23 protein-coding genes are annotated in these 25,593 nt (G+C 71.9%); 20 read left to right on the top strand and 3 right to left on the bottom strand.

The features are described from left to right. Positions 1-67: 67 nt before the first annotated feature. The 14 genes from ACWGDX_RS27770 to ACWGDX_RS27705 all read left to right on the top strand — a co-directional run bounded on the left by ACWGDX_RS27770 (position 68) and on the right by ACWGDX_RS27705 (position 16,472). Positions 68-469 (top strand): hypothetical protein, encoded by a 402-nt coding sequence (locus tag ACWGDX_RS27770; RefSeq protein ID WP_453629843.1) that lies wholly within the window; start codon positions 68-70, stop codon positions 467-469. Positions 470-627: 158 nt separating this feature from the next. Beyond that, a complete protein-coding gene (locus ACWGDX_RS27765; RefSeq protein ID WP_453629841.1) occupies positions 628-1,740 on the top strand; it encodes an amidohydrolase in 1,113 nt (370 codons plus the stop codon). 280 nt (positions 1,741-2,020) lie between these two features. Further along, complete coding sequence (locus ACWGDX_RS27760) at positions 2,021-4,219, top strand: glycoside hydrolase family 27 protein (protein ID WP_453629840.1); 2,199 nt, start codon at positions 2,021-2,023, stop codon at positions 4,217-4,219. Positions 4,220-4,451: 232 nt separating this feature from the next. Continuing rightward, positions 4,452-5,741, top strand: coding sequence for an ABC transporter substrate-binding protein (locus tag ACWGDX_RS27755; protein WP_453629838.1), 1,290 nt, complete (start codon positions 4,452-4,454; stop codon positions 5,739-5,741). A 1-nt stretch (position 5,742) separates the two neighbouring features. Next, entirely contained in the window at positions 5,743-6,723 is a 981-nt protein-coding gene (locus ACWGDX_RS27750; RefSeq protein WP_453629836.1) for a carbohydrate ABC transporter permease, read from the top strand. Continuing rightward, complete coding sequence (locus ACWGDX_RS27745) at positions 6,723-7,637, top strand: carbohydrate ABC transporter permease (RefSeq protein ID WP_453629834.1); 915 nt, start codon at positions 6,723-6,725, stop codon at positions 7,635-7,637. The genes ACWGDX_RS27750 and ACWGDX_RS27745 overlap by 1 nt, the downstream gene beginning before the upstream one ends. Positions 7,638-7,678: 41 nt before the next feature. Continuing rightward, positions 7,679-9,814, top strand: coding sequence for an alpha-galactosidase (locus tag ACWGDX_RS27740; RefSeq protein WP_453629845.1), 2,136 nt, complete (start codon positions 7,679-7,681; stop codon positions 9,812-9,814). A 107-nt stretch (positions 9,815-9,921) separates the two neighbouring features. Next, positions 9,922-10,680 carry an SDR family NAD(P)-dependent oxidoreductase gene (locus tag ACWGDX_RS27735; RefSeq protein WP_453629832.1) on the top strand — a complete coding sequence of 253 codons (759 nt, stop codon included), beginning with the start codon at positions 9,922-9,924 and terminating at the stop codon, positions 10,678-10,680. Between the two features lie 82 nt (positions 10,681-10,762). Further along, entirely contained in the window at positions 10,763-11,614 is an 852-nt protein-coding gene (locus tag ACWGDX_RS27730; RefSeq protein WP_453629830.1) for a FadR/GntR family transcriptional regulator, read from the top strand. Beyond that, positions 11,611-12,756, top strand: a complete 1,146-nt coding sequence (dgoD, locus tag ACWGDX_RS27725) for a galactonate dehydratase (protein WP_365902483.1) — start codon at positions 11,611-11,613, stop codon at positions 12,754-12,756. Before ACWGDX_RS27730 ends, dgoD begins: the two co-directional genes overlap by 4 nt. Positions 12,757-12,767: 11 nt before the next feature. Beyond that, positions 12,768-13,640: a hypothetical protein gene (locus tag ACWGDX_RS27720; RefSeq protein WP_453629828.1), complete on the top strand. Its 873-nt coding sequence runs from the start codon at positions 12,768-12,770 to the stop codon at positions 13,638-13,640. Between the two features lie 86 nt (positions 13,641-13,726). Continuing rightward, positions 13,727-14,392, top strand: a complete 666-nt coding sequence (locus tag ACWGDX_RS27715; RefSeq protein ID WP_453629826.1) for a bifunctional 4-hydroxy-2-oxoglutarate aldolase/2-dehydro-3-deoxy-phosphogluconate aldolase — start codon at positions 13,727-13,729, stop codon at positions 14,390-14,392. Beyond that, positions 14,389-15,405 (top strand): SMP-30/gluconolactonase/LRE family protein, encoded by a 1,017-nt coding sequence (locus tag ACWGDX_RS27710; protein WP_453629824.1) that lies wholly within the window; start codon positions 14,389-14,391, stop codon positions 15,403-15,405. The genes ACWGDX_RS27715 and ACWGDX_RS27710 overlap by 4 nt, the downstream gene beginning before the upstream one ends. Then, on the top strand, positions 15,402-16,472 hold the full coding sequence (locus ACWGDX_RS27705) for a sugar kinase (protein ID WP_453629822.1): 1,071 nt from the start codon (positions 15,402-15,404) through the stop codon (positions 16,470-16,472). The genes ACWGDX_RS27710 and ACWGDX_RS27705 overlap by 4 nt, the downstream gene beginning before the upstream one ends. Positions 16,473-16,582: 110 nt before the next feature. Here the strand turns inward: ACWGDX_RS27705 and ACWGDX_RS27700 are convergent, their stop codons facing one another. From ACWGDX_RS27700 to ACWGDX_RS27690, 3 genes are all read right to left on the bottom strand, one after another. After that, on the bottom strand, positions 16,583-17,557 hold the full coding sequence (locus ACWGDX_RS27700; protein ID WP_453629820.1) for a COX15/CtaA family protein: 975 nt from the start codon (positions 17,555-17,557) through the stop codon (positions 16,583-16,585). A gap of 121 nt (positions 17,558-17,678) precedes the next feature. Continuing rightward, positions 17,679-18,500, bottom strand: a complete 822-nt coding sequence (locus tag ACWGDX_RS27695; RefSeq protein WP_453629819.1) for an ABC transporter permease — start codon at positions 18,498-18,500, stop codon at positions 17,679-17,681. After that, on the bottom strand, positions 18,497-19,480 hold the full coding sequence (locus ACWGDX_RS27690; protein ID WP_453629817.1) for an ABC transporter ATP-binding protein: 984 nt from the start codon (positions 19,478-19,480) through the stop codon (positions 18,497-18,499). Before ACWGDX_RS27690 ends, ACWGDX_RS27695 begins: the two co-directional genes overlap by 4 nt. Positions 19,481-19,780: 300 nt before the next feature. On the opposite strand from ACWGDX_RS27690, the gene ACWGDX_RS27685 reads away from it, so the two are divergent. From ACWGDX_RS27685 to ACWGDX_RS27660, 6 genes are all read left to right on the top strand, one after another. Continuing rightward, positions 19,781-20,530: a helix-turn-helix transcriptional regulator gene (locus tag ACWGDX_RS27685; protein ID WP_453629815.1), complete on the top strand. Its 750-nt coding sequence runs from the start codon at positions 19,781-19,783 to the stop codon at positions 20,528-20,530. Then, entirely contained in the window at positions 20,527-21,948 is a 1,422-nt protein-coding gene (gene sufB / locus ACWGDX_RS27680; RefSeq protein ID WP_453629813.1) for a Fe-S cluster assembly protein SufB, read from the top strand. The genes ACWGDX_RS27685 and sufB overlap by 4 nt, the downstream gene beginning before the upstream one ends. A gap of 87 nt (positions 21,949-22,035) precedes the next feature. Next, the gene (gene sufD, locus ACWGDX_RS27675; protein ID WP_453629811.1) at positions 22,036-23,214 is read left to right on the top strand and encodes a Fe-S cluster assembly protein SufD; all 1,179 of its coding nucleotides are present in this window, start codon (positions 22,036-22,038) and stop codon (positions 23,212-23,214) included. Continuing rightward, complete coding sequence (locus tag ACWGDX_RS27670; protein WP_365902494.1) at positions 23,214-23,531, top strand: non-heme iron oxygenase ferredoxin subunit; 318 nt, start codon at positions 23,214-23,216, stop codon at positions 23,529-23,531. Before sufD ends, ACWGDX_RS27670 begins: the two co-directional genes overlap by 1 nt. Positions 23,532-23,538: 7 nt before the next feature. Beyond that, positions 23,539-24,303 (top strand): Fe-S cluster assembly ATPase SufC, encoded by a 765-nt coding sequence (gene sufC / locus ACWGDX_RS27665; RefSeq protein ID WP_453629809.1) that lies wholly within the window; start codon positions 23,539-23,541, stop codon positions 24,301-24,303. Further along, the gene (locus ACWGDX_RS27660) at positions 24,300-25,574 is read left to right on the top strand and encodes a cysteine desulfurase (RefSeq protein WP_453629807.1); all 1,275 of its coding nucleotides are present in this window, start codon (positions 24,300-24,302) and stop codon (positions 25,572-25,574) included. Before sufC ends, ACWGDX_RS27660 begins: the two co-directional genes overlap by 4 nt. Positions 25,575-25,593 lie beyond the last annotated feature (19 nt).

The following is a 25,593-nucleotide window of genomic DNA, read 5'->3' as shown; positions in this document are numbered from 1 at the left end:
GGCACGTGGCTGATGCCACGTGCCCCGCCCGTCGCGTGTTGATCTACCCGTGGGTAGCATCGAGTTCATGGCAGAGACCCAGCAGGTGGACCCGAGCGACCAGAGCGACGAGAGCGGCCGGGCCGGCGAGGACGGCCGGGCCGGCGGGAGCCGGGCCCCGGACCGGCGGGCCGCGCGCGCGGAGCGCGGGGCGGCGCGGCTGGCCAGGAGCATCGCCTCGTTCGCCCGGCGGCACGGCGGCGCGGAGGGGCAGCTCGCGTATCTCGGACAGGCCGGCACCCGCATCGTGCTCGTCGGTGAGGACGGCGGCTGGGGTGATCTCGTCGCCCCCACGTACGACGTCGCGCGCGTCGCCGCCGAGAAGGCGGGGCTCACCCTGCGCGAGTCCTTCGACGGAGATCTCGCGGCCAAGGTCCGCACTGGTCCGTACGAGTGGAAGCGGATGGCCGGGATCCAGCTCGGAGGCTGAGACGGGCCCCGCGGCACCCGTGGCGGCGTCCATGGCGGGACGTCAACGGTGAGGCGTCAACGGCCCGCGCGGCGGCCGACCGCGCGGGACCCGGGCGCCACCCGATCGCGACTTACCCGTTAGGACGTGTAGGAGTACGGTCCACGACGGGAATCCCGATGATCGAAACTGCGTCCCTGGTCGACCAGTACTGCCACGGTGTGCTCCGCGGAGAGCTGGGCCTCGGTACCTTCGAGGCCCAGTTGGGCAGGACGGCGGGGCCGCCCGCCGCGGGCACCACCTTCTTCGACACCCAGACCGGTTTCGCGGTGCGCCGCTGGTGCCCGCCCGTGCTCGGCCTCGAACCGCACTGCCCGCCGGCCCGCTATCTGGCCCGCCGCAGGGAGCTGGGTGTGATGGAGGCGGGCAGGCGGCTGCTGCGCTCCACCGGTATCGCCACCTATCTCGTGGACACCGGGCTGCCCGGCGATCTGACCGGGCCCGACGAGATCGCCTCGGCGGGCGCGGCCGAGGCCCGGGAGATCGTCCGGCTCGAACCCCTCGCCGAGCGGGTCGCCGATGTCACGGGCGGTGTCGGCACCTTTCTCGCCGGTCTCGCCGAGTCCGTGCACACCGCCGCCGCCTCGGCCGTCGCCTTCAGCTCCGTCGCCGGGATCCGGCACGGTCTCGCGCTGGCCCCCGAGCCGCCGGGGCCCGGTGAGGTGCGCGGCGCGGCCGACCGCTGGCTGGCCGGGCGCCCCGCCGGGGCGCCGCTCACCGATCCCGTACTGCTGCGCCATCTCCTGTGGACCGCCGTCGGCTCCGGTCTTCCCTTGCAACTGCACACGGGAACCGCCGGGGTCCTTCCAGCGGCGGGACGCTCCGATCCGCTGCCGCTCACCGGTTTCGCGGCGGCCACGGCGGGGCTCGGTACCGATCTCGTGCTGCTCGGCGCCTATCCATACCACCGGCACGCGGCCCAGCTCACCGGGGTCTTCCCGCATGTCTACGCGGATCTGGGGCCCGCGCTCGCCTACACGGGGGCGCGGGCCGCGGCCGTACTCGCCGAGATCCTGGAGCTCGCGCCGTTCGGGAAGCTGCTGTTCTCCAGCGGCGCGCGCGGGCTGCCCGAGCTGCATGTGGTGGGGGCGCGGGTGTTCCGGGAGGCGCTGGCGCGGGTGCTCGGCGGCTGGGTGGCCGACGGGTCATGGGCGTCCGAGGACGCCCGGCGCGTCGCCGGGATGATCGCGGCGGGCAACGCGCGCCGTCTCTACCGGCTCCTCGGCGACTGACGGGCCGCGGGTCGCGCGTGGGTCATCCGGGGGTCACGCGTCGCGTCGGCACGCGTTGCGCCGGCGAATCACTTCCTCGCCGGACCGGGGGCGGACCCGGCGACGAAGGACGGTCGAGACTTGTTTCAATTAATTAGTAATAATCGTTGACAGGGTGGGGCCGCGGGGTCACAGTCTTCGTCGTGGCGCCGCCGCCGCGCTCCCCGGGACGGGAGGGCGGCGAGCGGCGCCCATGGACCCCAATCCTCGGGAGACACAGTTGACTTCGCATCGTGCAGGGATGGTGCGTGCCCGGCGGGCCGGAGCGGTTCTCGGAGTCGCCGCGCTGGCCGGGGCGGCGATGCCCATGGCGCACGCCGTCGAGCCGGACGCCCCCGCCCCACGGATCTCCGCGCCGCCCGCCGCCGACGAGCCGCGCGCCGCGGACGACCAGGGCGCGCCCCGGTACTACGACAGCGGCCTGGCACCCACGCCGTACATGGGCTGGAACACCTACTACGGTCTGGGCGCCCCGACCGAGAGCGCGGTGAAGGACGTCGCCGACCATCTGGTCAGCAGCGGCCTCAAGCGCAGCGGCTACGACATCGTCTGGCTGGACGGCGGCTGGCAGGCCGACAGCCCCCGCGACAGCCGGGGACGGCTGGCCGCGCACCCGGAGCGCTTCCCCTCCGGCATCCCCGCGCTGGTGACCTATCTCCATCAGCGCGGGCTCAGGGCCGGGATCTACACGGACGCCGGCGAGTACGACGGGGGCAAGAGCTGCGGCCTCGGCAGCCGCGGCCACTACACCGAGGACGCCAGGCAGTTCGCGGACTGGAAGATCGACGCGGTCAAGGTCGACTTCCTCTGCGGTATCGGCGCGAAGCTCGACCCGGGCCCCGCGTTCAAGGAGTTCAGCGACGCGGTCGCGGCATCCGGCCGGCGGATGCTGCTGAACCTGTGCAACCCGCTCACCGACGACTGGGGACTGCCGCACACACCGGCGCAGGACGCGCACAACGCGTATGTCTACGGCCCCACGATCGCCGACTCCTGGCGCACCGGCACGGACCTCGCCTTCGGCACGCCCTACCCCGGCAACTGGACCAACATCCTGCGCAGCGCCGACGCCAACGCCTGGCACCCCGAGGCGCAGGGCCCCGGTCACTACAACGACCCCGACTATCTGCTCCCGATGCGCAGGACCGCGGACGGCTCGTACGAGCTGAACGAGGAGGAGTCCACCAGCCAGTTGGTGCTGTGGGCCGTCATGGGCGCGCCCCTGGTCATCGGCTCCGACCCGCGCACCCTTCCGCAGTCGATGATCGACACACTGCGCAACCCCGAGATCATCGCCGTCGACCAGGACCCGCTGGCCATCCAGGGGGTGCGGGTCGCCACCGACTCCACCGGCGACGTCTACAGCAAGGTGCTCCAGGGCGCGGGCAAGCGCGCGGTGGTGCTGCTCAACCGCTCCGAGCGGCCGGCCGAGCGCACGGTGACCTTCGCCGACGCGGGACTGGGCGGCCCGGTCGCGGTACGGGATCTGCGCGCCAGGAAGGACGCGGGGACGCACACCGGCTCGTACACCGTGACGGTCCCCGCGCACGGCACGGCCTTCCTCCGGCTGTCCGGCACGGACGAGGCTCCCGGGGTGCCGCTGGGCGTACGGTCCTCGGCGGACCCCGCGCTGGTGGCGGACGGCGGCGTACTGACCGCCTTCACGCGCGGTACGGACGGCTCACTGCGGCAGCAGACAGGGCGGGACGGCGACTGGCCGGCCCGCGCCACCTCGCTGGGCGGACCGACGCACGGCAGGATCCTCGGGCAGCCCGCCGCGTACGCGTCGGAGCTGCCGGGCGGCCGGAGTCGTATCGACGTCTTCGTACGCGGCACGGACAACGCGGCCTACCGGCGCACCTCGCTCGCCGGACACTGGGGGCCCTGGCAGAAGCTCGGCGGCACACTCACCGACGCGCCGGGTGTCGCCTTCCGCGGCCCGGACGACTGGACGCTCTTCGCCCGGGGCGAGGACGGCACCATCGCCTCGCGCGGACCGTCGGGCGGTCCTTCGGCACGGTGGACCCCGCTCGGGGCACCGGAGGGCCTGACGGTGTACGGGCGCCCCTCCGCCGTCACCGACTCGGCGGGCCTGACCCATCTCGCCGTACGCACCGCCGACGACGCGGTGTGGACGAGGACCCGTGACGGATCCGGTGTCTGGTCGGCGTGGTCCTCGCTGGGCGGGACCGTCGGCGGCAGTCCGACCCTCGTGTCGTCCGGGAGCACCGTGCATCTCTACGCGCGGGCGGGTGACTACACCCTCTGGACCCGTTCGTACCAGGCGGACGGCACCGGCGGGTGGGGCGGCTGGGGACCGCGCACCGAGTTCGGGAGCGATGTCTTCCGGGGCGCCCTCGGCGCCACCGCGGGTCCGGACGGCCGGGTGCTGACCGTCTTCCGCGGCGTGGGTGACCGCGTTCACCAGAGCGGTCTCTGACCGCACCACGACCGCACCGCGTCGCACCACGACCCCACCGCACGCGTCGCACCACCGCGTCGCATCGCACGCGTCGCACCACACCGCCTCGCATCGCACCACGCCCCGGGTGGGGCCCCCGTCCGGGGCGTGGTGCCCGGCGCATCCCGCGCCCGGCACCCCGCGCCCCGCGGTCCACATCCCCCGCAGTCCACGCCCCCACAGACTTTCCGAACCATCAGGGAGCACTTCCATGAACAGTTCAGCCCCCAGCCGCCGCCGGTTCCTGGCGGGCACCGGAGCGGTCGGCGCCGCCGCGTTCCTGAGCGGCTGCGTCACCTCGGGACCGAGCGCCAAGACCTCCTCCGGCGGCGGCCCCGTCACCCTTCAGTCCAACCTCTCCTCGCCACAGGCCAAGAAGGCCATGGAGGATCTCGTCGCCGCGTTCAACAAGCGCGGCGGCGCCGAGGCCTCGCTCAACACCGTGGCCTCCGAGACCTTCCGCACCCAGCTCCCGACGTATCTGACCTCCGCCCAGCCGCCGGACCTGCTCACCTGGTACCCCGGTTCGGTGGCGGACTCGTACGCGAAGAAGGACCTGCTGCTCGACATCGGCGACCTCTGGGAGAAGCCCGAACTGTCGGGCTACAGCGAGGCGCTCAAGACGCTGTGCACCTCCTCGGCGGGCAAGAAGGTCTTCGTACCGGCCACGTACTACTGGTGGGGCTGCTTCTACCGGAAGTCCAACTTCGCCAAGTGGGGCGTGCGGGAGCCGAAGACCTGGGACGAGTTCCTCGACCTCTGCGACACGCTCAAGTCCAAGGGCGTCGCGCCGATCGGGCTCGGCGCCGGCGGCAACACCGCCTGGGTCGCCTCCTCCTGGTTCGACTACCTGAACATACGGATCAACGGAGCGCGCTACCACCGCGACCTCCTCGCCGGAAAGCACCGCTTCGACGACCCCGAGGTCCGCAAGGTCTTCGACCGCTGGGGCGAGGCCCTGCCGTACTTCGACCCCGACGGCACGGCCCTGGCCTTCCAGGACGCCACCACCGCGCTGCTCCAGGGCCGTACGGGACTGATGCTCATCGGCACCTTCTTCGCGGACTCCGCGCCCAAGGACCAGCTCGACGACATCGACTTCTTCCGCTTCCCCGTCATCGACCCGAAGGTCCCCCTGGCCGAGGAGGGCCCCACGGACGGCTACTTCGCCAGCGCCCGTACCGGCCGCGAGGACGAGGTCAGGGAGCTGCTGACCTATATGGCCACCGCCGAGGCGCAGGAGATCTATCTCAAGGGCTCCTCCGGCACCGCGCTGCCCACCAACCCGAAGGCCAAGGACACCGGGACCCCGCTGGTCAAGAAGGGCCGCGCGCTGATCGAGAGCGCGGCGGACGTCACCCAGTTCTTCAACCGCGACTCCAGCGACGCCCTCCAGCCCACCGCGGACACCGCGCTCACCCGCTTCCTCGCCAAGCCCAAGGAGATCGACTCGATCCTCACCACCTGGCAGCGGGACGCCCAGAAGATCTGGGGACAGTGACGTGGCGGTGCTGACCGAGCCGCGGTCCGGGCGGCGAGGAGACCGGAAACCGCCGGGAGGCAGGGGATCCGGCGGACGGGGACGGCCGGGCGGCGGAGGGCCGCTGGGAAGCCGGGGCGCGACACGGGTCAGGCCCGTGGTCCTCGTCTTCGTCCTCGTACCGCTGCTCGCCGAGGCCTTCTGGGTGTTCTGGCCGGCGGTCCAGGGTTTCTATCTCTCCCTCACGGACTGGGACGGAGTCTCCGCCCCGTCGTTCGTCGGACTCGCCAACTACCGCGAGATGTTCGGCGACGAGATCTTCCGTACGGCCCTGCTGGACACCGTGCTGTGGCTGCTGCTCTTCGGCGGGCTCTCCGCGCTCCTCGGTCTCGGCGCCGCGCTGCTGCTCCAGCAGGAGCGGCGCGGGGTCGGCTTCTACCGGGCGGCCCTCTTCCTGCCCGTGGTGTTCTCGCTCACCGCCACCGCCCTGGTGTGGCAGGCGATGTACCAGCCCGACGGGCTGATCAACAACACCCTCGAAGCCGTCGGGCTCGGCGGTCTGCGCCATGCCTGGCTGGCCGACCAGAACACCGCCCTCTACGCCGTGATCGTGCCCGCCCTGTGGCGCCAGATCGGCTATGTGATGGTGCTCTATCTCGCCGGCCTCAAGGGCATCGACCCGGTGCTCCACGAGGCGGCGAAGGTCGACGGCGCCACCCGGTGGCAGCGGTTCCGCCACATCACCCTGCCCCAGCTCAGCAGCGTCAACGCCGTGGTCCTGTCGGTGATCGTGATCGACTCGCTGCGTTCGTTCGACGTGGTCTGGGCGCTCACCCGCGGCGGTCCGTACCACTCCTCGGAACTGCTCAGCACCTACATGTACTCCACCGCCTTCCAGTCGCTGCGGCTGGGATACGGCTCCGCCCTCGCGGTCGTGATCTTCGTGCTGGCCTTCGGGGTCATCGTGTCCTATCTCGTCCGCGCCTTCCGGGAGGCCGACTGATGAGCGTCACCCGAGCCGCCGCGCCGCCCGCCGGACAGCACGGCACACCGCCCGCGCCGCCCGCCCCGGCGCCCGGCGGGACCCGGTCCCGGCGCCGCGCGTGGTCCACCGCGGGCTTCCATCTCGGCGCGGGCGCGCTGTCCGCGCTGTGGCTGGTGCCGATCGTCCTCGTCCTCGTCACCAGCACCCGGTCCTTCGACGACATCGCCGCCAACGGCCTCGGCAGCCTGCCGCACTCCTTCACCCTGAGCGGCTTCGGCCAGGCGTGGACCGACGGCGGCCAGGCCCGCGCGCTCGCCAACAGCCTGCTCGTGACCGTGCCGACCGTGCTGCTGTCGCTCGCGCTGGCCTCGCTCGCGGCCTTCGGACTCGCCCGCTACGACCTGCCGCTGCGCCGCACCCTGCTGCTCCTGATGCTCGGCGGCAATCTGCTGCCCCCGCAGATCCTGCTGATCCCGGTCTCGAAGATCAGCGAGTCACTGGGGCTGTACGACTCGCTGTACGCGCTCATCGGTGTCCAGGTCGGCTTCGGCGTCGGCTTCTACGTCTTCGTGCTGCACGGCTTCATGCGCTCCGTCCCGCCCGAGATCCAGCAGGCCGCCGTCATCGACGGCGCGAGTCCATGGCAGATCTACCGGCGGATCATCATGCCGCTGACCACCCCGGCCCTCGCCGCGCTGAGCGCGCTCTCCTTCACCTGGATCTTCAACGATCTGCTGTGGGCGATCACCGTGCTCCGTACGGGCAGCAAGATGCCGGTCACGGCCTCGCTCATCGGCCTCCAGGGCCAGTACGTGTCGATGTGGAACGTCATCGCGGCGGGTTCGGTGATCGCGGCGGCCCCGACCGTGATCGTATTCCTGCGGTTCCAGCGGCACTTCGTCGCCGGACTCAATCTGGGAGCAGTCAAGTGACGACGCACGACCCGAAGGCGCCCGCCCCGGACGCGCGGGACCTGAAGGCGCCCGACCCGGACGCGCACGACCCGGACGGGCGGGACGGCCGGTGGCTGCTGCGCACCGAGAACACCGTCTACGCGGTCGCCCTCGCCGGTGACGGCCGCTGGGCCGAGCTGACCGCGTGGGGCCCGCACGGAGCCGAGACCGGACCCTCCGCGCTGGACTGGTCACGCCGTACGCACTTCATCACCCCGGCCGATCTGGCGCCCGCCGAGTACATCCCGTACGGGCTGCGGCCGTTCACCGGCGCCGATCTGGTCGCCCAGCGGCCCGGCGAGGAGCGCGGCGCCTGGTGGACCTTCACCGGGGCCACCCGTCACGGCGACTCCTCCCTGCGGCTGGTCTTCACCGACGAGACCCTCGGACTGACGACGGCCCTGTGCTACGAGACCGTCCCCGGCACCGATGTGATCCTCCGCTGGACCGAACTGACCTGCACCGCCGAGACCGGACTGCGGCTGGAACGCTTCGACTCCGCCGCCGTGAACATCCCCGTCACAGGCGGCGCGCGGCTGACGTACCTCACCGGCCAGTGGTCCCAGGAATTCCAGCTCACCCAGCTCGAACTGGCCCGGGGCAGCTTCGGGATGTCCTCCGCCCAGGCCGTCCCCGGCCATGCCTACGCGCCCTGGCTCGCCGTCCAGGACGCCGCGTCACCGGCCGAAGGGGCCACCCCCACCTACGGCGTCGCCCTGGAGTGGTCCGGCAACTGGCACATCACCACCGACGCCGAGCCCGGCGGCGCGGTCCGGGTCCGGGCGGGACGTGTCCCGCACGAGGGCGCGGTACGGCTCGCCCCCGGCGGCACCCTCACCACCCCCCGGCTCGCCTGCGCCTTCAGCCCGGACGGTCTCGACGGACTCGCCCGGGTCTGGCACCGCTACGAGCGCCGTCTCGCCGGCGACCGGCTGCACCGGCCCCGCAAGGTGCTCTACAACTCCTGGGAGGCCACCGGCTTCGACGTCGACGCCGGGACCCAGCTCGAACTGGCCGGGATCGCCGCCGGGATGGGGGCCGAGCTGTTCGTCGTCGACGACGGCTGGTTCACCGGACGGTCCGACGACACCGGCGGGCTCGGCGACTGGTACACCGATCCGGCGTCCTTCCCGGACGGACTCGACCACTTCATCGCACAAGTCCGCGAGCTGGGAATGGACTTCGGACTGTGGGTGGAGCCGGAGGCCATCAGCCCCGCGTCCGAGCTGCACGCGGCGCACCCCGAGTGGGTCTACCGGCTGGCGGGCCGCCCCGCCACGCTCGTACGCAACCAGCTCCTCCTCGACCTCGGCCGCGAGGACGTACAGGACTTCGTCCTCGGCACGCTCGACCGGCTGCTCGACGACCACGCCATCGGCTATCTCAAGTGGGACATGAACCGCCCGCCCACCGAACGCGGCAGGCCCGGCGGCGGTCCCGTAGAGGAACAGGACCTCGACGCCGCGCATGTCGCCGGCTATCTGCGGGTGCTCGACCATCTCCGTACGCGCCACCCGCGGGTCACCGTGGAAGGGTGCGCGGGCGGCGGCGGCCGGATCGAGCACGCCACCCTCGCCCGTACGGATGTGGTGTGGCCCAGCGACAACACCGCGCCGCTCGACCGGCTCGCCATCCAGTACGGCTACCTCCACGCGCACGCCCCGCACACCATGAGCTCCTGGGTCACCGACGCGCCCGGTGTCTTCGACCCGCGCCCGCGCTCGCTCGGCTTCCGCTTCGTCACCGCGGCGGCGGGCGTGCTCGGTATCGGCGCCGACATCCGTCACTGGTCCGAGGAGCGGCGCGCGGAGGCGGCGGGATGGATCGCCCGCTACAAGGAGATCCGCGATGTCGTCCACCACGGGGAGGCGCGGCTGCTGAACTCCCCGGCGGACGCCACCTGCGGGGCGCAGTACGAGGAGCCGGGCGGCGGCAGGGTCGTCGTCACGGCGTGGAACACCGGACGTCTGGACGGCGCTCCGCTGGTCCCGGGGCGCGCGGCCAGACTGCGGCTGCGCGGACTCGACCCGGCGGCCCGCTATCGCGATCCGGCGTCGGGCGTCACCTACAGCGGGGCCCATCTCGTCCATTCCGGTGTGCCGTTCGCCTGGACGGAGCGGTACGACGCGGAACTGGTGGTCCTGCTGCGCGAGTGACCGGGCGGGACCGCAGAGTCACTACAGTCGGGACGCCCGTCCTGTCCGCCGATCCGCGGCCGGCACCCGGCCAACCTCCCTCATCTCCCAAGGAGTCGACCCGCCCCATGAACGGAACCGCCCGTTTCACCGACCGCGTCGCCGTGGTCACCGGAGCCGCCTCGGGCATCGGCGCCGCCACCGCGCGACGGCTCGCCGCCGAAGGCGCGGCCGTGATCCTCGCGGACATCGCGAAGGAGCGCGGGGAAGCCGTCGCCGCGGACATCCGCGCGGCCGGCGGCCGTGCCGCGTTCGTCGCGGCGGATGTCTCCGACGAGGGCGACTGGGACCGGATCGTGGCCGCCGCGCACACCTACGGCCCCGTCGGAGTCCTTGTCGGCAACGCCTACACCGTGCGGGTCGCGCCGGCCCACGAGATGTCGCTCGACGCCTGGGAACGCCAGCTCGCCGTCAATCTCACCGGCTGCTTCCTCGGGTTCAGGGCGGTCCTGCCCGATCTGCGCGAGGGGCGCGGCGCGGTGGTCCTCACCTCGTCCGTGCACGCGCACAAGGGCATCCCCGGACACCCCGCGTACGCGGCCTCCAAGGGCGCGCTGCTCTCGCTCAGCGGACAGCTCGCCGTGGAGTACGGCCCCGAGGTGCGGGTCAACGCCGTGCTGCCGGGGCCGATCCTGACCGCCGCCTGGGACCGGGTGCCGGCGGCGGACCGGGAGCGCAGCATCGCCGAGACCGCGGCCCGCCGCTTCGGCAGACCCGAGGAGGTCGCCGCCGCGATCGCCTTCCTGGCCGCCGGGGAAGCCTCGTACATCACCGGATCGAGCCTGCTCGTGGACGGCGGCTGGAGTGTGGTGAAGGCGTCGGCCTGACCACCGGGCCGCCGACACCGGCCCGCCGACACCGCGCCACCGACCGCCGGACAACGACCGACCAGCAGAAAGGCAGAACGACATGACGCCGTACGCGCGCCGCGGAGTGCACGGCCAGACCGTGGAGATTCTTGCGCGCCGGGTGCTCAGCGGGGAGATTCCCGAGGGGGCGACACTCGATCTCGTGGCGTTGCAGCGCGAGTTGGACGTCAGTCTGACCGCCCTGCGCGAATCGCTGAAGGTGCTCGGGGCCAAGGGGATGGTCGACGCGCGCCAGCGAAGAGGCACCTTCGTCAGAGCGCGCGCCGACTGGAATCTGCTGGACGCGGACGTGCTGCGCTGGCAGTTCGCCGACGGCACCAGCTCCGAGGCCGACCTCGGGCTGCTGCGCAATCTGGGCGAGGTGCGCGGGATCGTGGAACCGGCCGCGGTACGGCTGGCCGCCGCGCGCCGCACCGACGCCGACCTCGCGGCGCTGGAGGCGGCGCTGACGGCGATGGACGGGACGACGGCATATGACGAGGACGGGGCCGACGGGACCGACGGGGCCGGCTCGGCCGGCGCGGCGGGCGGGGCGGCCCGCGCGGTCGAGGCCGACCTCGCCTTCCACCGCGCGCTGCTCGCGGCCACCCACAACGAACTGCTGGAACGCATGGAGATGGTCATCGAGTCCGGACTGGCCCATCGCGACCAGATCGTGCACAGCTCGCCGCACGGCGAGGACCCCGTGCCCAGCCACCGCGCCGTCCTCGACGCCGTACGGGCGCGGGACCAGGACGCGGCGGAGCGCGCCATGCGGGCCCTGCTCGACCAGGCGGTACGCGACCTCGACAGGGTGCACGGCGCGCCGCACGCCGACACACCACGCGCGGACACGCCACACGCCGACACACCACGCGCGGACACCGAGGAGAAGGGCCCCGAGGCCAAGTGAAGATCGTTCGCGTGGAGACGTTCCTCGTCCCGCCCCGCTGGCTGTTCTGCCGCGTCGAGACCGACGAGGGCGTGGTCGGCTGGGGCGAACCGGTCGTCGAGGGCCGGGCCGAGGTCGTACGGGCCGCGGTCGACGTGCTCGCCGAGTATCTGATCGGCCAGGACCCGCTCAGGATCGAGGACCACTGGCAGATCCTCAGCAAGAGCGGCTTCTACCGGGGCGGCCCGGTGCTCTCCAGCGCCGTCGCGGGCATCGACCAGGCGCTGTGGGACATCGCGGGCAAGACCTACGGAGCGCCCGTGCACGCCCTGCTCGGCGGACCGGTGAGGGACTCCGTACGTGTCTACGCGTGGGTCGGCGGCGATGAACCGGCGCGGCTCGCCGAGGAGATAACCGAGCAGGTCGAGGCCGGCTTCTCCGCGGTCAAGATGAACGCGGCGGGCCGTACGTCACCGATCACCACCCTCGCGGAGACCACCGCGGTGGTGGAGCGGGTGGCCGCGGCCCGCGAGGTCCTCGGCCCGGACCGCGATGTCGCCGTGGACTTCCACGGGCGCTTTGGCCCGGCCGGGGTCCGCCGGGTCCTCCAGGAGATAGGCCCGCTGCACCCGCTCTTCGCGGAGGAGCCCCTGCTGCCCGAGCACGGACATCTGCTGCCCGCGCTGGTGGCGGCGAGCCCGGTGCCCATAGCCACCGGTGAACGGCTCTACGGGCGGGCCGAGTTCCTGCCCGCGCTGGCGGCCGGGATCGCGGTGGCGCAGCCGGACCTCTCGCACGCGGGAGGCATCTCGGAGGTGCACCGGATCGCGTCGCTCGCCGACACGTACGGGGCGCAGCTGGCGCCGCACTGCCCGCTCGGGCCGATCGCGCTCGCCGCCAGCCTCCAGATCGCCTTCTGCACACCGAACTTCCTCATCCAGGAGCAGAGCAGGGGCATCCACTACAACAAGGACGCGGATCTGCTGTCGTACGTCGTCGACACCGAACCGTTCCGGTTCGAGGCCGGGCAGGCGCGTCGCACCGGGCTGCCGGGCCTCGGCATCACCGTCGACGAGGACGCGGTACGGGCCGCGGACCGCAGGGGGCACGCGTGGCGCAACCCGGTGTGGCGGCACGCGGACGGGTCGTTCGCGGAATGGTGAGCGAGAGGTCCGTGTCCGGGTCCTCCGCCGTGTCCGGGCCCGCTGTCGTCACGGACCTCGCGCGCGGCGGGCGTTGGACGTCCCTGCGCGGCGGGGGCGGTGAGGACGGCGGGGCCGGTGGGGGCGGCGGGGCCGGTGGGGGCGGCGGCCGGGAGTGGCTCTGGTTCCGGGACGAGCCGCGCCGGGCGGGTGTCCGCCCGGGGGACGCGTTCGCCGACGCCGGAGGTCTGGAGGAGTGCGTCCCCACGATCCGGGGGACACCGGATCACGGTGACGCGTGGTCCCGGGTGTGGCGGCGGGCCGATGACCGGCCTCCGGGGGAGCCGGCCGCCGAGGCCGTGGACTGCCCGGACTTCCGGCTGGTCCGGCGGATCACCACGGACCCCGCGCGTACGGTCGTGGACTACCGGCTGTCCGCCGCGCCCGGCTACCGCTTCCTCTGGGCCGCCCACGCGCTGCTGGAACTCTCCGGGCGGGCGCGGGCGCTGATGCCGCGAGGGGCGGCGGTCCGGCTGTACCCCGACGGCGGCGCGCGCTGGATCCCGGGCCGCTGGCCCACGGTGGCGGGTGTGCCGCTCGACCGGCTCGGCCCTGCCGACGGTACGGCCGTGGGCGCCGTGGTCGACACGGACGAGGTGTCCGTACGGGACGGCGCCGACGAGCTGCGTCTGTCGGTCGAAGCGGGAGGACAGCCGGTCTCCGTCGCGCTCTGGCGGAACCTCGGGGGCTTCCCCGAGGACGCGCCGTACCGCTCCCTCGGTGTCGAGCCGATGCTCGGCCGGGTCTTCGACCTGGCCCACGCGGGGGAGCGGGACGCGGCGCGCGTGTCCGCGTCCGGCGAGGTGCGCTGGCGGCTCACGCTGTCGGCGCGGCGTCACTCCTGACGGGACATCACCCACGACCTGGCATCACCCGACCTGACATCACCCACGATCTGACATCACCCGACAGGAACGAGGAGAGGAACCCTGTGGATCTGCTGAGCGCGCTGCGTGCCCACCGGCTGGTCGCCATCGTGCGCGGAGACGATCCGGACGCGGCGCTGAGGACCGTACGGACACTCGCCGAGGAGGGCGTCGCCCTGATCGAGGTGTCGCTCTCCGGCCGGAACGCGTTGGATGTCATCGCGCGGGCCCGGACCGCTCTCGGCCCGGACGCGCCGCTCGGCGCGGGCACGGTGCTCGGTCCCGGCGACGCGCGTGCCGCGCACGCGGCGGGAGCCGACTTCATCGTCACCCCGGCGGTCGGCGACGGCATCACCGTGGCCAGGGAGCTGGGGATGCCGGTACTCGCCGGGGTGATGACACCGACGGAGATCCTGGGCGCGCTGCGGCTCGGTGCCGAGGCGCTCAAGATCTTCCCGGCCGGGCAGACGGGGGGCCCGGCGTATCTGCGGGCGCTGCGGGGGCCGTTCCCGGATCTGCCGTTCGTCCCCGTCGGGGGAGTGGACGCGGGTGCCGCGCGCGAGTATCTGGAGCTGGGCGCGGTGGCGGTGGGAGTCGGCTCACCGCTGATCGGGGACGCGGCGGACGGCGGCGACCTCGACGGACTGCGGGCGCGGGCACGGGAGTTCCTCACCGTGGTCCGCGAGCACGAACGCGAACGCGAGCACGAGCGGGCGGAGGAGCGGCGATGAGCGGTTCCGGAGCGCATGGCCCCGGAGCGCATGGCCCCGGAGCGCACGGCCCCGGGGCGCACGGCACCCGGACCGAGGTCCTTTGGCCGGACCGCCTCGAACTGGGCGAGGGAATCCGCTGGGTCGACGGCCGGATTGTACTGGTCGACATCCTCTCGGGCCGGCTGCTCGCCGCGCCGCCCGGAGACCGGGCCGGACAGGGCCTGGCCGAACTGGCCCGGCTGCCCGTGGCCCTCGGCGCGGTGGCCCCGGTCGAGGGGCGCCCCGGGAGCTGGATCGCGGCGGCGGGCCCGGGGATCTGTCTGCTCGACACCGCCGGCGGCCCCGGCGCCGACGACGGGACCGGTGCCGGTGCGGACGCCAGCGACGGGACCGGTGACGGGACCGGGATCCGGTGGCTGGCGCGTCCGGAGGACGGTGCGCCCGTACGGATGCGGATGAACGACGCGACCGCCGATCCGCACGGCCGCTTCTGGGCGGGCAGCATGGCGTACGACGGCATCGAGGGCGCGGGATCCCTCTACCGCGTCGACCGCGACGGAACGGTGACCCGGGTGCTGAGCGGCATCACCGTACCGAACGGCCCCGCGTTCTCCGGCGACGGGGAGACCCTGTTCCTCGCGGACAGCGCGCGGGGGCTCATCAGGCGGTATCCGGTCGACCCGGCGACGGGTGAGCTGGGGGAACCGTCGGTGTTCACGACGCTGGACACGGGCGGTCCGGACGGAATGGCCGTCGATGCCGAGGGCGGCCTGTGGACCGCCGTCTGGGGCCAGGGCGTGGTCCATCGCTACCGTCCGGACGGCGCCCTGGACCAGGTGGTACGGGTCCCCGCGGCGCAGCCCGCCGGGGTCTGCCTGGGCGGGGAGGACGGCCGCACGCTGTTCGTCACGAGCGCCCGTACGGGTCTCTCCCGGCCGGAACCCCTCGACGGCGCGGTTTTCGCCGTACGGGTCGGGGTGCCGGGCCCGCCGACGGCGTCCTACCGTCCGGGCCCGGGAAGCGGCTCATGAGCACTCCACTCTCGAGCACTCCACCCGAGCGCGGCGACGGACCGCGGCTCATCGGACCAGGGTTTACCGGACCACGGCTCATCGGGGCGGGGCCCGTCGTCTGTGTCGGAGAGACGATGGCGGCGCTGGCGCCCGAACCGGTCGCGCCGCTCGACCACGCGGTCCTGCTCGGCCTGGACGACGCGGAGCTGCTCCGCCTGGACATCGCGGGTGCCGAGTCGAATGTGGCGATGTATCTGGCCGACCACGGAGTACCGGCGCGCTGGGTGTCCGCGCTCGGCGACGATCCGCTCGGCGGGCGGATCCGGCGGCGGGTGGCCTCCCGCGGCGTGGATGTCACGGGCGTACGGACGGACCCCATGCGGCCGACGGGCCTGCTGATCAAGAACCCCGGCGCCGACGGCACGCGCGTCCACTACTACCGGCGCGGTTCCGCCGCCTCCGCGCTCGGTCCGGAGGTGCTGCGTTCGGCGGCCGTCCGTGATGCGGGACTCGTCCATCTCACCGGTATCACCCCCGCCCTGTCGGAGAGCTGCCTCGCCCTGGTGGAGGAGGCACTCGCGCCCGGCCGGCCCTGCCCGGTCAGCTTCGATGTGAACCACCGCGCCGCGCTCTGGACCGGCCGGCCGGCGCCGGAGATCCTCCACGCGCTCGCGGACCGCGCGGATCTCGTCTTCGTGGGTCTGGACGAGGCCCAGGCGCTGTGGGGCCCGGCGGTGACGGACGCGGCCGCGGTACGTGCCCTGCTGCCCGGCCCGTACACCGTGGTGGTCAAGGACGGCGCGCGCGAGGCCACGGCCTATCTCGGCGCGGTGCCCTGCTCCGTCCCGGCCCCACGGGTCGAGGTGGTCGAACCGGTGGGCGCGGGCGACGCGTTCGCGGCGGGCTTCCTGGCGGGGCTGCGGGCCGACGGCGATCCCGTACGAGCCTTGCGGCTGGGCCATCTCACGGCCGCGTCGGCACTCCGCGTCGTGTCGGACCACGGCCCGCTGCCCCCGGCGGCCCGGCTGAGGGAACTGCTGACGGCGGACGAGAAGACCTGGGAGGAGGAGACCCGGAAAGGGTGACCCCGGAGAGCGCCGGAAGGCACGTCCAGGCAGCAGGTCCAGGCAGCGGATCCAGGAAGAGGGGTCAGGGAGAGGGGTCAGGGAGTAGGTCCGACGCGGGTCGGGAGGGTTCAGCCCCTGACCGCGGAGAGCGCCGGGTCCGGCTGCGCGGGGATCTCCACCGCCGTGTGCGGGCGCTCACGCAGGCTCATCGCCACCCGCAGGACCGCGATCCAGACCAGGCAGGAGCCGAGCATATGGGCGCCGACCAGGACTTCGGGGGTGTCGGTGAAGAACTGCACATAGCCGATGGCGCCCTGGGCGAGCAGCACCAGAAGCAGTTCACGGGCGCGCGCCCGGGTGTCGGCGGGCGCGTCCACCACCCGCAGCACCAGCCACATCGCCACGGCCAGCGCGCAGACGAGCCAGGCGAACACCGCGTGCACATGGGCGGCGTTCACCCAGTCGAAGGGCATGCGCGGCACATCGCTGCTGTCGCCCGCGTGCCGGCCCGAGCCGGTCACCGTCGTACCCGCCGCGATCAGGACCACCGCCGCACCGGTCAGGGCCCAGGACAGCTTGCGTACGGGACGCGGGACACGCGGCCGGACCGTGCCGTCGCCCTCGCGGGTGCGCAGCCAGGTCACGGTGGTGACGGTGAGCAGGGTGGTGGCGAGCAGGAAGTGGCCCGCCACGGTCCAGGGGTTGAGGCCCATCCACACCGTGATGCCGCCGAGCACGGCATTGCCCATGACGATCCAGAACTGGGACCAGGCGAGCCGGGTCAATCCGCGCCGCCGGGGCTTCGCCGAGCGCACCGCGACGATCGCCCAGCCGACCGCCGCGCACAGGACGTAGGTCAGCATCCGGTTGCCGAACTCGATCGCACCGTGGATGCCCTGCTCGGGGGTGGCGAACAGACTGTCGTCCGTGCACTTGGGCCAGGTGTCGCAGCCGAGGCCGGAACCGGTCAGCCGGACCGCGCCGCCGGTGACGACGATCACCACGCTCATCACGACGGCGGTGAGCGCGGCACGCCGGACGGTCCGGGGGGAGGGTGTCCAGCGCTGGGCGATATGGGCGAGGGGGGTCAGCACGGCAACCATCGTAGGCGGGAGCTTGTGCAGGTTTTCACGAGGGGTGCGTCCACCGCGTCCGGCCGCCCAGGACCGGGTCCGGCCGCGCGGGAGACCGGTCACGGATCACTCCCGGAGGCCGGTCACGGGGTCACTCCCAGCGGAAGAAGGCCGCCGCCGCGCCGAGGCCGAGCACGGCCCAGCCGGCCAGCACCCCGAGATCGCCCCAGGGCACCCCCGCGCCCTGCTGGAGGACATCCCGCAGACCGTCGGAGAGCGCCGAGATCGGCAGCAGCGCCAGCACCGAGTGCGCCGCGTCCGGGAACCTGTCCGGCGGCACGATCACCCCGCCGCCCACCAGGAGCAGCAGGAAGACCAGATTGGCCGCGGCCAGGGTCGCCTCCGCCCGGAGCGTGCCCGCCATCAGCAGACCCAGCCCCGAGAAGGCCGCGGTGCCGAGTACGAGCAGCAGCACGACGCCGAGCGGGCCGCCGTGCGGGGACCAGCCCAGCGCGAGGGCGATCACCGTCAGCAGCGCGATCTGGAGCACCTCGGTGACCAGCACGGAGAGCGTCTTGGCGGCCATCAGGGCCCACCGGGGCAGCGGTGACACGGCGAGCCGCTTGAGCACGCCGTACCGCCGCTCGAAACCCGTGGCGATGGCCTGCCCCGTGAACGCCGTGGACATCACCGCCAGGGCGAGCACACCGGGGGCGAGGAAGTCCACCGCCTCGTCCGCGCCGGTGTCGACGATGTCGACCGTCGAGAAGAGCACCAGCAGCAGCGAGGGGATGATCACGGTCAGCAGGAGCTGCTCACCGTTGCGCAGCAGCAGTTTCGTCTCGAACGCCGTCTGCGCCGCGATCATGCGGAGCATCGGGGCGGCGCCGGGCGCCGGGGCGTACGTACCGGCGCCCGCGACGCCACCGGCCACCGTGCCGTTCGCCGCGCCGCTGCTCGTGTCGGCGGTCATGAACGCAGCTCCTTGCCGGTCAGTTCGAGGAAGACGTCCTCCAGCGTGTGCCGCTCGACGGAGATCCCGTCCGGCATCACACCGTGCTGCGCGCACCAGGAGGCCACCGTGGCGAGAAGCTGCGGATCGACCGCGCCGCTGATCCGGTACGCCCCCGAGGTCAGCTCGGCGGCGGCCGTGCCGTCGGGCAGCGCCTTCAGCAGCGAGCCCAGGTCCAGCCCGGGGCGGCCGGTGAAGCGCAGGGTGTTCTCGGCGCCGCCCCGGCACAGCTCCTCCGGGCTGCCCTGGGCGATCACCCGGCCCGCGTCGATGATCACGACATCGTCGGCCAGTTCCTCGGCCTCGTCCATGAAGTGCGTGGTCAGTACGGCGGTGACGCCGTCGGCGCGCAGCTCGCGGACGAGATCCCAGGTGGAGCGGCGGGCCTGCGGGTCGAGCCCGGCGGTCGGTTCGTCCAGGAAGAGCAGCTCGGGGCGGCCGACGACGGCCAGCGCCAGCGCGAGCCGCTGCTGCTGCCCGCCCGAGAGCCGGCGGTACGGGGTACGGCCGCAGTCGCCGAGGCCGAGCCGCTCGGTCAGCGTGTCCACGTCCAGCGGATGAGCGTGCAGCCGGGCCATATGGCGGAGCATCTCGTCGGCGCGCGCGCCGGAGTACACGCCGCCCGACTGGAGCATCACGCCGATGCGCGGGCGGAGCCGGGCGGCGTCGGTGACGGGGTCGAGACCGAGGACGCGCACGGTGCCCTCGTCGGCCCTGCGATAGCCCTCGCAGATCTCGACCGTGGTGGTCTTGCCCGCTCCGTTGGGGCCGAGTACGGCGGTGACCGTACCGGCGCGCACCACCAGATCGAGACCGTCGACCGCGGCCTTGGACCCGTACCGCTTGACCAGGCCACGGACCTCGACGACGGGGTCTCCGGGGGCGGGGTCCGCGGCGGGACCGCGGCCGGGCCGGGAGCCGCCCGGGAAGACGCTGCGCATGGCGGGAAGTGTATGCACGGCCCGCCGACCCCCGGCCCGCGGGGCCGAAAGGGGCCCCCAGGGGGCCGGAAGCCGCCGTATCCGCACCCTCGGCGGAGTGCGCGGAGACCGTTCTTCGCTCCGTTCGCGACCCGTTCTCGGCTCGTTCTCGGCTCTCCGGACCACCGCGCGCACCCGCCGGAAGCCCTTGTCCCATACGGAGGAACGCGGCTTGTTAGGTAACCCTTAGTGATGAAGCGCACCGTCGGCCGCTGCGGACCGTGGTTGTCAGGGCCGCCGGAATTACGCAACAATGGCGTTGTGAAATACGTTGGCGAGGCTCCCCAGGAGGAACTCGCGACCGGTGAGCACTCCACTCGAAACCGCGTCGCGCGCTCCATTCTGGACCACGGCCCCTCCACGGTCTCCGAGCTGGCGGGGCGCCTCGGGCTCACCCAGGCCGCCGTCCGCCGTCATCTCGACGCCCTGGCAGCCGACGCCGTCGTGGAGCCGCGCGAGCAGCGTGTCTACGGCTCGCGGGGGCGTGGCAGGCCGGCCAAGGTCTTCGCCCTGACCGACTGCGGCCGGGACGCGTTCGACCAGTCGTACGACCAGCTCGCCGCCGACGCCCTGCGCTGGATCGCGCGGATCGCGGGCGGCGGGGAGCGGGGTGAGGCGGCGGTCGCGGCCTTCGCCAGGGCCCGGCTCGCCGACCAGTCCGAGGCCTATCGCTCGGCGGTCGAGTCGGCCGAGCCCGGCAAGCGCACCGAGGCCCTGGCCAGGGCGCTGAGCGCCGACGGGTACGCTGCTACGGCGCGTAGCGCGCCGAACCGGCAGGGCGAGCAGCTCTGCCAGCACCACTGCCCGGTCGCCCATGTCGCCGAGCAGTTCCCGCAGCTCTGCGAGGCGGAGACGGAGACCTTCTCCCAACTGCTCGGTACCCATGTGCAGCGGCTGGCCACCATCGCCCACGGCGACGGTGTCTGCACGACGTTCATCCCCCGCGCGGCCGCCACCCAAGAGACCACCCATCACGCATCTGAAAGCACAGCCGGGAGGAACCCCGAATGACGCTCCCCACGGAGACCGCCCACCCCGAGCTAGAGGGTCTGGGTACGTACGAATTCGGCTGGGCCGACTCCGACGCCGCGGGCGCCGCGGCCAAGCGCGGACTCTCCGAGGATGTCGTCCGCGACATCTCGGGGAAGAAGAACGAGCCGGAGTGGATGCTGAAGCTGCGGCTCAAGGGTCTGCGTCTGTTCGGCAAGAAGCCCATGCCGAGCTGGGGCTCGGATCTGTCGGGCATCGACTTCGACAACATCAAGTACTTCGTACGGTCCACCGAGAAGCAGGCCGCTTCCTGGGAGGAACTGCCCGAGGACATCAAGAACACCTACGACAAGCTCGGCATCCCGGAGGCGGAGAAGCAGCGCCTCGTCGCGGGTGTCGCCGCCCAGTACGAGTCCGAGGTCGTCTACCACCAGATCCGTGAGGACCTGGAGGAGCAGGGCGTCATCTTCCTGGACACCGACACCGCGCTCAAGGAGCACCCCGAGCTGTTCCAGGAGTACTTCGGCACGGTCATCCCGGTCGGTGACAACAAGTTCGCCTCGCTGAACACCGCCGTGTGGTCCGGCGGATCGTTCATCTATGTGCCGAAGGGTGTGCACGTCGACATCCCGCTCCAGGCCTACTTCCGTATCAACACGGAGAACATGGGCCAGTTCGAGCGGACGCTGATCATCGTCGACGAGGACGCCTACGTCCACTACGTCGAGGGCTGCACCGCCCCGATCTACTCCTCGGACTCGCTGCACAGCGCCGTGGTCGAGATCATCGTCAAGAAGGGCGGGCGCTGCCGCTACACGACCATCCAGAACTGGTCGAACAATGTGTACAACCTGGTCACCAAGCGTGCCGTCGCCTACGAGGGCGCGACCATGGAGTGGGTCGACGGGAACATCGGCTCCAAGGTGACCATGAAGTACCCGGCCGTCTATCTGATGGGCGAGCACGCCAAGGGCGAGACCCTGTCCATCGCCTTCGCGGGCGAGGGCCAGCACCAGGACGCCGGCGCCAAGATGGTCCACATGGCCCCCAACACCTCGTCGAACATCGTCTCCAAGTCGGTGGCGCGCGGTGGCGGCCGTACCTCCTACCGTGGTCTGATCGAGATCGGCGAGGGCGCCGCGGGCTCCAAGTCCAATGTGCTCTGTGACGCGCTGCTGGTGGACACCATCTCCCGCTCCGACACCTACCCGTATGTGGACGTCCGTGAGGACGACGTGTCCATGGGCCACGAGGCGACCGTCTCCAAGGTCTCCGAGGACCAGCTCTTCTATCTGATGAGCCGCGGTCTCTCCGAGTTCGAGGCGATGGCGATGATCGTGCGCGGCTTCGTCGAGCCGATCGCCAAGGAACTGCCCATGGAGTACGCGCTGGAGCTGAACCGGCTGATCGAGCTCCAGATGGAAGGCTCCGTCGGCTGATCCGTCGGCTGATCCCCGTCCGGCCGGCAGCTCGGCCAGTGACCGTTATTCCTTACGCAGAGGCAGAGAGAGAGCACGACGACAGCCATGGCTGAGGCTCAGAACATTCCGGCGGGTTCCACCACCGCCGGTTCGATCGCGGTGGCCGCCGAGTCGACCGTCGCCACGCGCATGAGCGCGCCCCCCTCCTACGACGTGGCGGACTTCCCCGTCCCGCACGGCCGTGAGGAGGAGTGGCGGTTCACGCCGCTGGAGCGGCTGCGCGGGCTGCACGACGGCACCGCCGTCGCGTCGGACGGCGTCACGGTCGAGGTGACCGCGCCCGACGGCGTCGTCGTCGAGACCGTCGGGCGTGAGGACCCGCGGATCGGCAAGGCCGGTACACCGGTGGACCGCGTCTCCGCCCAGGCGTTCTCCTCGTTCGAGAAGGCCTCGGTCGTCTCGGTGCCGAAGGAGACCGTGCTGAGCGAGCCGATCAGGATCGCCGTCCACGGCGAGGGCGGTACGGCCTACGGCCATCAGATCGTCGAGCTGGGCGCCTTCGCCGAGGCGGTCGTCGTCATCGACCACACCGGCGACGCCGTGCTCGCGGCCAATGTCGACTATCTCATCGGCGACGGTGCCAAGCTGACCGTCGTCTCGCTCCAGGACTGGGACGAGAGGGCCGTCCATGTCGCCCAGCACAACGCGCTGGTCGGCCGGGACGCCTCCTTCAAGTCCGTGGTGGTCACCTTCGGCGGCGATCTCGTACGGCTCACGCCCCAGGTGCGGTACGCGGCGCCGGGCGGCGAGGCCGAGCTGTTCGGCCTCTACTTCACCGACCGCGGCCAGCACCAGGAGCACCGGCTCTTCGTCGACCACAACGCCCCGCACTGCAAGTCCGACGCCGCCTACAAGGGCGCGCTCCAGGGCGTCGACGCACACGCCGTCTGGATCGGTGACGTACTGATCCGGGCCTCGGCCGAGGGCACCGACACCTACGAGATGAACCGCAACCTGGTCCTCACGGACGGCGCGCGGGTCGACTCCGTGCCGAACCTGGAGATCGAGACCGGTGAGATCGCCGGCGCCGGCCACGCCTCGGCCACCGGCCGGTTCGACGACGAGCAGCTCTTCTATCTGATGGCCCGGGGCATCCCGGAGACCGAGGCCCGCCGGCTGGTGGTCCGCGGCTTCTTCGCCGAACTGGTCCAGAAGATCGGACTGCCGGACCTGGAGGAGCGGCTGATGACCAAGATCGACGCGGAGCTGGAGGCGTCAGTCTGATGGCCTTCGTCCGTGTCTGTGGACTGGGCGAGCTGGAGGAGGACACCCCGAAGCGGGTGGAACTCGACGGCACGCCCGTCTCCGTCGTCCGTACCGCGGGCGAGGTGTTCGCGATCAACGACATCTGCTCGCACGCGAATGTGTCGCTCTCGGAGGGCGAGGTCGAGGACTGCATGATCGAATGCTGGCTGCACGGCTCCAGCTTCGACCTGCGCACCGGTAAACCGTCCGGTCTGCCCGCGACGCGCCCCGTCCCCGTATACCCCGTAAAGATCGAAGGGGACGATGTGCTCGTCTCCGTCACCCAGGAGTCCTGAGGCACCCATGGCAACGCTTGAAATCCACGACCTGCACGTCTCCGTCGAGGCCGAGACCGGCCCCCGCGAGATCCTCAAGGGCGTCGACCTGACCGTCAAGCAGGGCGAGACGCACGCCATCATGGGCCCCAACGGCTCCGGCAAGTCGACCCTCGCCTACTCCCTCGCGGGCCACCCCAAGTACACGATCACCGGTGGCACCGTGACCCTGGACGGCGAGGACGTCCTCGGGATGACCGTCGACGAGCGCGCCCGCGCGGGTGTCTTCCTCGCGATGCAGTACCCCGTCGAGGTCCCCGGCGTCTCCGTCTCCAACTTCCTGCGCACCTCCGCCACCGCCGTACGCGGCGAGGCCCCCAAGCTGCGCACCTGGGTGAAGGAGGTCCGGGAGACCATGGAGCGTCTCCAGATGGACCCCGCCTTCGCCGAGCGCAATCTGAACGAGGGCTTCTCCGGCGGTGAGAAGAAGCGCCACGAGATCCTCCAGCTCGAACTGCTCAAGCCGAGCATCGCGATTCTCGACGAGACCGACTCCGGCCTCGACGTCGACGCGCTGCGGGTCGTCTCCGAGGGCGTCAACCGCGTCCGCGAGACCGGCGAGGTCGGCACCCTGCTGATCACGCACTACACGCGGATCCTCCGCTACATCAAGCCCGACTTCGTGCATGTCTTCGCACAGGGCCGTATCGCCGAGTCCGGTGGCGCGGAACTGGCCGACAAGCTGGAGGAAGAGGGCTACGAGGCATATGTGAAGGGTGGCGTACCCGCGTGACAGAGCTGCCGGGCCTTCTCACAGCGTCGGACCGCCTGCTCGACGAGGCGATCCGCAAGGATTTCCCGATCCTCGACCGGGTGATCCACGACGGCAAGAAGCTCGTGTACCTGGACTCCGCGGCGACCTCGCAGAAGCCGCGCCAGGTGCTCGACGCGCTCAACGAGTACTACGAGCGGCACAACGCGAATGTCCACCGCGGCGTGTACACCATCGCCGAGGAGGCCACGGCGCTGTACGAGGGCGCGCGCGACAAGGTCGCCGCCTTCATCAACGCTCCCAGCCGCGACGAGGTGATCTTCACCAAGAACGCGTCGGAGTCGCTGAACCTCGTGGCCAACATGCTCGGCTGGGCGGACGAGCCCTACCGGGTGGACCATGAGACCGAGATCGTCATCACGGAGATGGAGCACCACTCCAACATCGTGCCGTGGCAGCTGCTGTCGCAGCGTACGGGCGCGAAGCTGAAGTGGTTCGGCATCACCGACGACGGCCGTCTCGACCTCTCGGACATCGACCAGATCATCACCGAGAAGACGAAGATCGTCTCCTTTGTGCTGGTCTCCAACATCCTGGGCACCCAGAACCCGGTCGAGGCGATCGTCCGGCGGGCCCAGGAGGTCGGTGCGCTGGTCTGCATCGACGCCTCGCAGGCCGCCCCGCACCAGGTGCTGGACGTCCAGGCGCTCCAGGCCGACTTCGTGGCGTTCACCGGCCACAAGATGGTCGGACCGACCGGGATCGGTGTGCTCTGGGGCCGTCAGGAGCTGCTGGAGGATCTGCCTCCGTTCCTCGGCGGCGGCGAGATGATCGAGACCGTGTCGATGCACTCGTCGACGTACGCGCCCGCGCCGCACAAGTTCGAGGCGGGTACGCCCCCGATCGCCCAGGCCGTCGGCCTCGGCGCGGCCGTGGACTATCTCTCCGCGATCGGTATGGAGCGGATCACCGCGCATGAGCACGCGATCACCGAGTACGCGGTGAAGCGGCTGCTGGAGGTCCCCGACCTGCGGATCATCGGTCCGGCGACGGCCGAGGACCGCGGCGCCACGATCTCCTTCACGCTCGGCGACATCCACCCGCACGATGTGGGCCAGGTCCTCGACGAGCAGGGCATCGCCGTCCGGGTCGGCCACCACTGTGCCCGGCCGGTCTGCCTGCGGTACGGAATTCCCGCGACCACGCGAGCGTCCTTCTATCTGTACTCCACTCCGGCCGAGGTCGACGCTCTGGTCGAGGGGCTGGAGCACGTCCGTCAATTCTTCGGATGAGGACTGAGGACTGAGAGGC

Source organism: Streptomyces sp. NPDC055025, from assembly GCF_053608565.1.
This window is presented reverse-complemented; position numbering and strand designations above follow the sequence as displayed.

What these genes read in the sequence shown, in the direction of transcription:
- ACWGDX_RS27710 (WP_453629824.1), top strand. Translation starts at nt 14,389, where the DNA reads ATGAGCGGTTCCGGAGCGCATGGCCCCGGAGCGCATGGCCCCGGAGCG.
- sufD (WP_453629811.1), top strand. Translation starts at nt 22,036, where the DNA reads ATGGCTGAGGCTCAGAACATTCCGGCGGGTTCCACCACCGCCGGTTCG.
- ACWGDX_RS27690 (WP_453629817.1), bottom strand. Translation starts at nt 19,480, where the DNA reads ATGCGCAGCGTCTTCCCGGGCGGCTCCCGGCCCGGCCGCGGTCCCGCC.
- sufB (WP_453629813.1), top strand. Translation starts at nt 20,527, where the DNA reads ATGACGCTCCCCACGGAGACCGCCCACCCCGAGCTAGAGGGTCTGGGT.
- ACWGDX_RS27770 (WP_453629843.1), top strand. Translation starts at nt 68, where the DNA reads ATGGCAGAGACCCAGCAGGTGGACCCGAGCGACCAGAGCGACGAGAGC.
- sufC (WP_453629809.1), top strand. Translation starts at nt 23,539, where the DNA reads ATGGCAACGCTTGAAATCCACGACCTGCACGTCTCCGTCGAGGCCGAG.
- ACWGDX_RS27735 (WP_453629832.1), top strand. Translation starts at nt 9,922, where the DNA reads ATGAACGGAACCGCCCGTTTCACCGACCGCGTCGCCGTGGTCACCGGA.
- ACWGDX_RS27730 (WP_453629830.1), top strand. Translation starts at nt 10,763, where the DNA reads ATGACGCCGTACGCGCGCCGCGGAGTGCACGGCCAGACCGTGGAGATT.
- ACWGDX_RS27670 (WP_365902494.1), top strand. Translation starts at nt 23,214, where the DNA reads ATGGCCTTCGTCCGTGTCTGTGGACTGGGCGAGCTGGAGGAGGACACC.
- ACWGDX_RS27700 (WP_453629820.1), bottom strand. Translation starts at nt 17,557, where the DNA reads ATGGTTGCCGTGCTGACCCCCCTCGCCCATATCGCCCAGCGCTGGACA.
- ACWGDX_RS27705 (WP_453629822.1), top strand. Translation starts at nt 15,402, where the DNA reads ATGAGCACTCCACTCTCGAGCACTCCACCCGAGCGCGGCGACGGACCG.
- ACWGDX_RS27760 (WP_453629840.1), top strand. Translation starts at nt 2,021, where the DNA reads ATGGTGCGTGCCCGGCGGGCCGGAGCGGTTCTCGGAGTCGCCGCGCTG.
- ACWGDX_RS27745 (WP_453629834.1), top strand. Translation starts at nt 6,723, where the DNA reads ATGAGCGTCACCCGAGCCGCCGCGCCGCCCGCCGGACAGCACGGCACA.
- ACWGDX_RS27765 (WP_453629841.1), top strand. Translation starts at nt 628, where the DNA reads ATGATCGAAACTGCGTCCCTGGTCGACCAGTACTGCCACGGTGTGCTC.
- ACWGDX_RS27755 (WP_453629838.1), top strand. Translation starts at nt 4,452, where the DNA reads ATGAACAGTTCAGCCCCCAGCCGCCGCCGGTTCCTGGCGGGCACCGGA.
- ACWGDX_RS27695 (WP_453629819.1), bottom strand. Translation starts at nt 18,500, where the DNA reads ATGACCGCCGACACGAGCAGCGGCGCGGCGAACGGCACGGTGGCCGGT.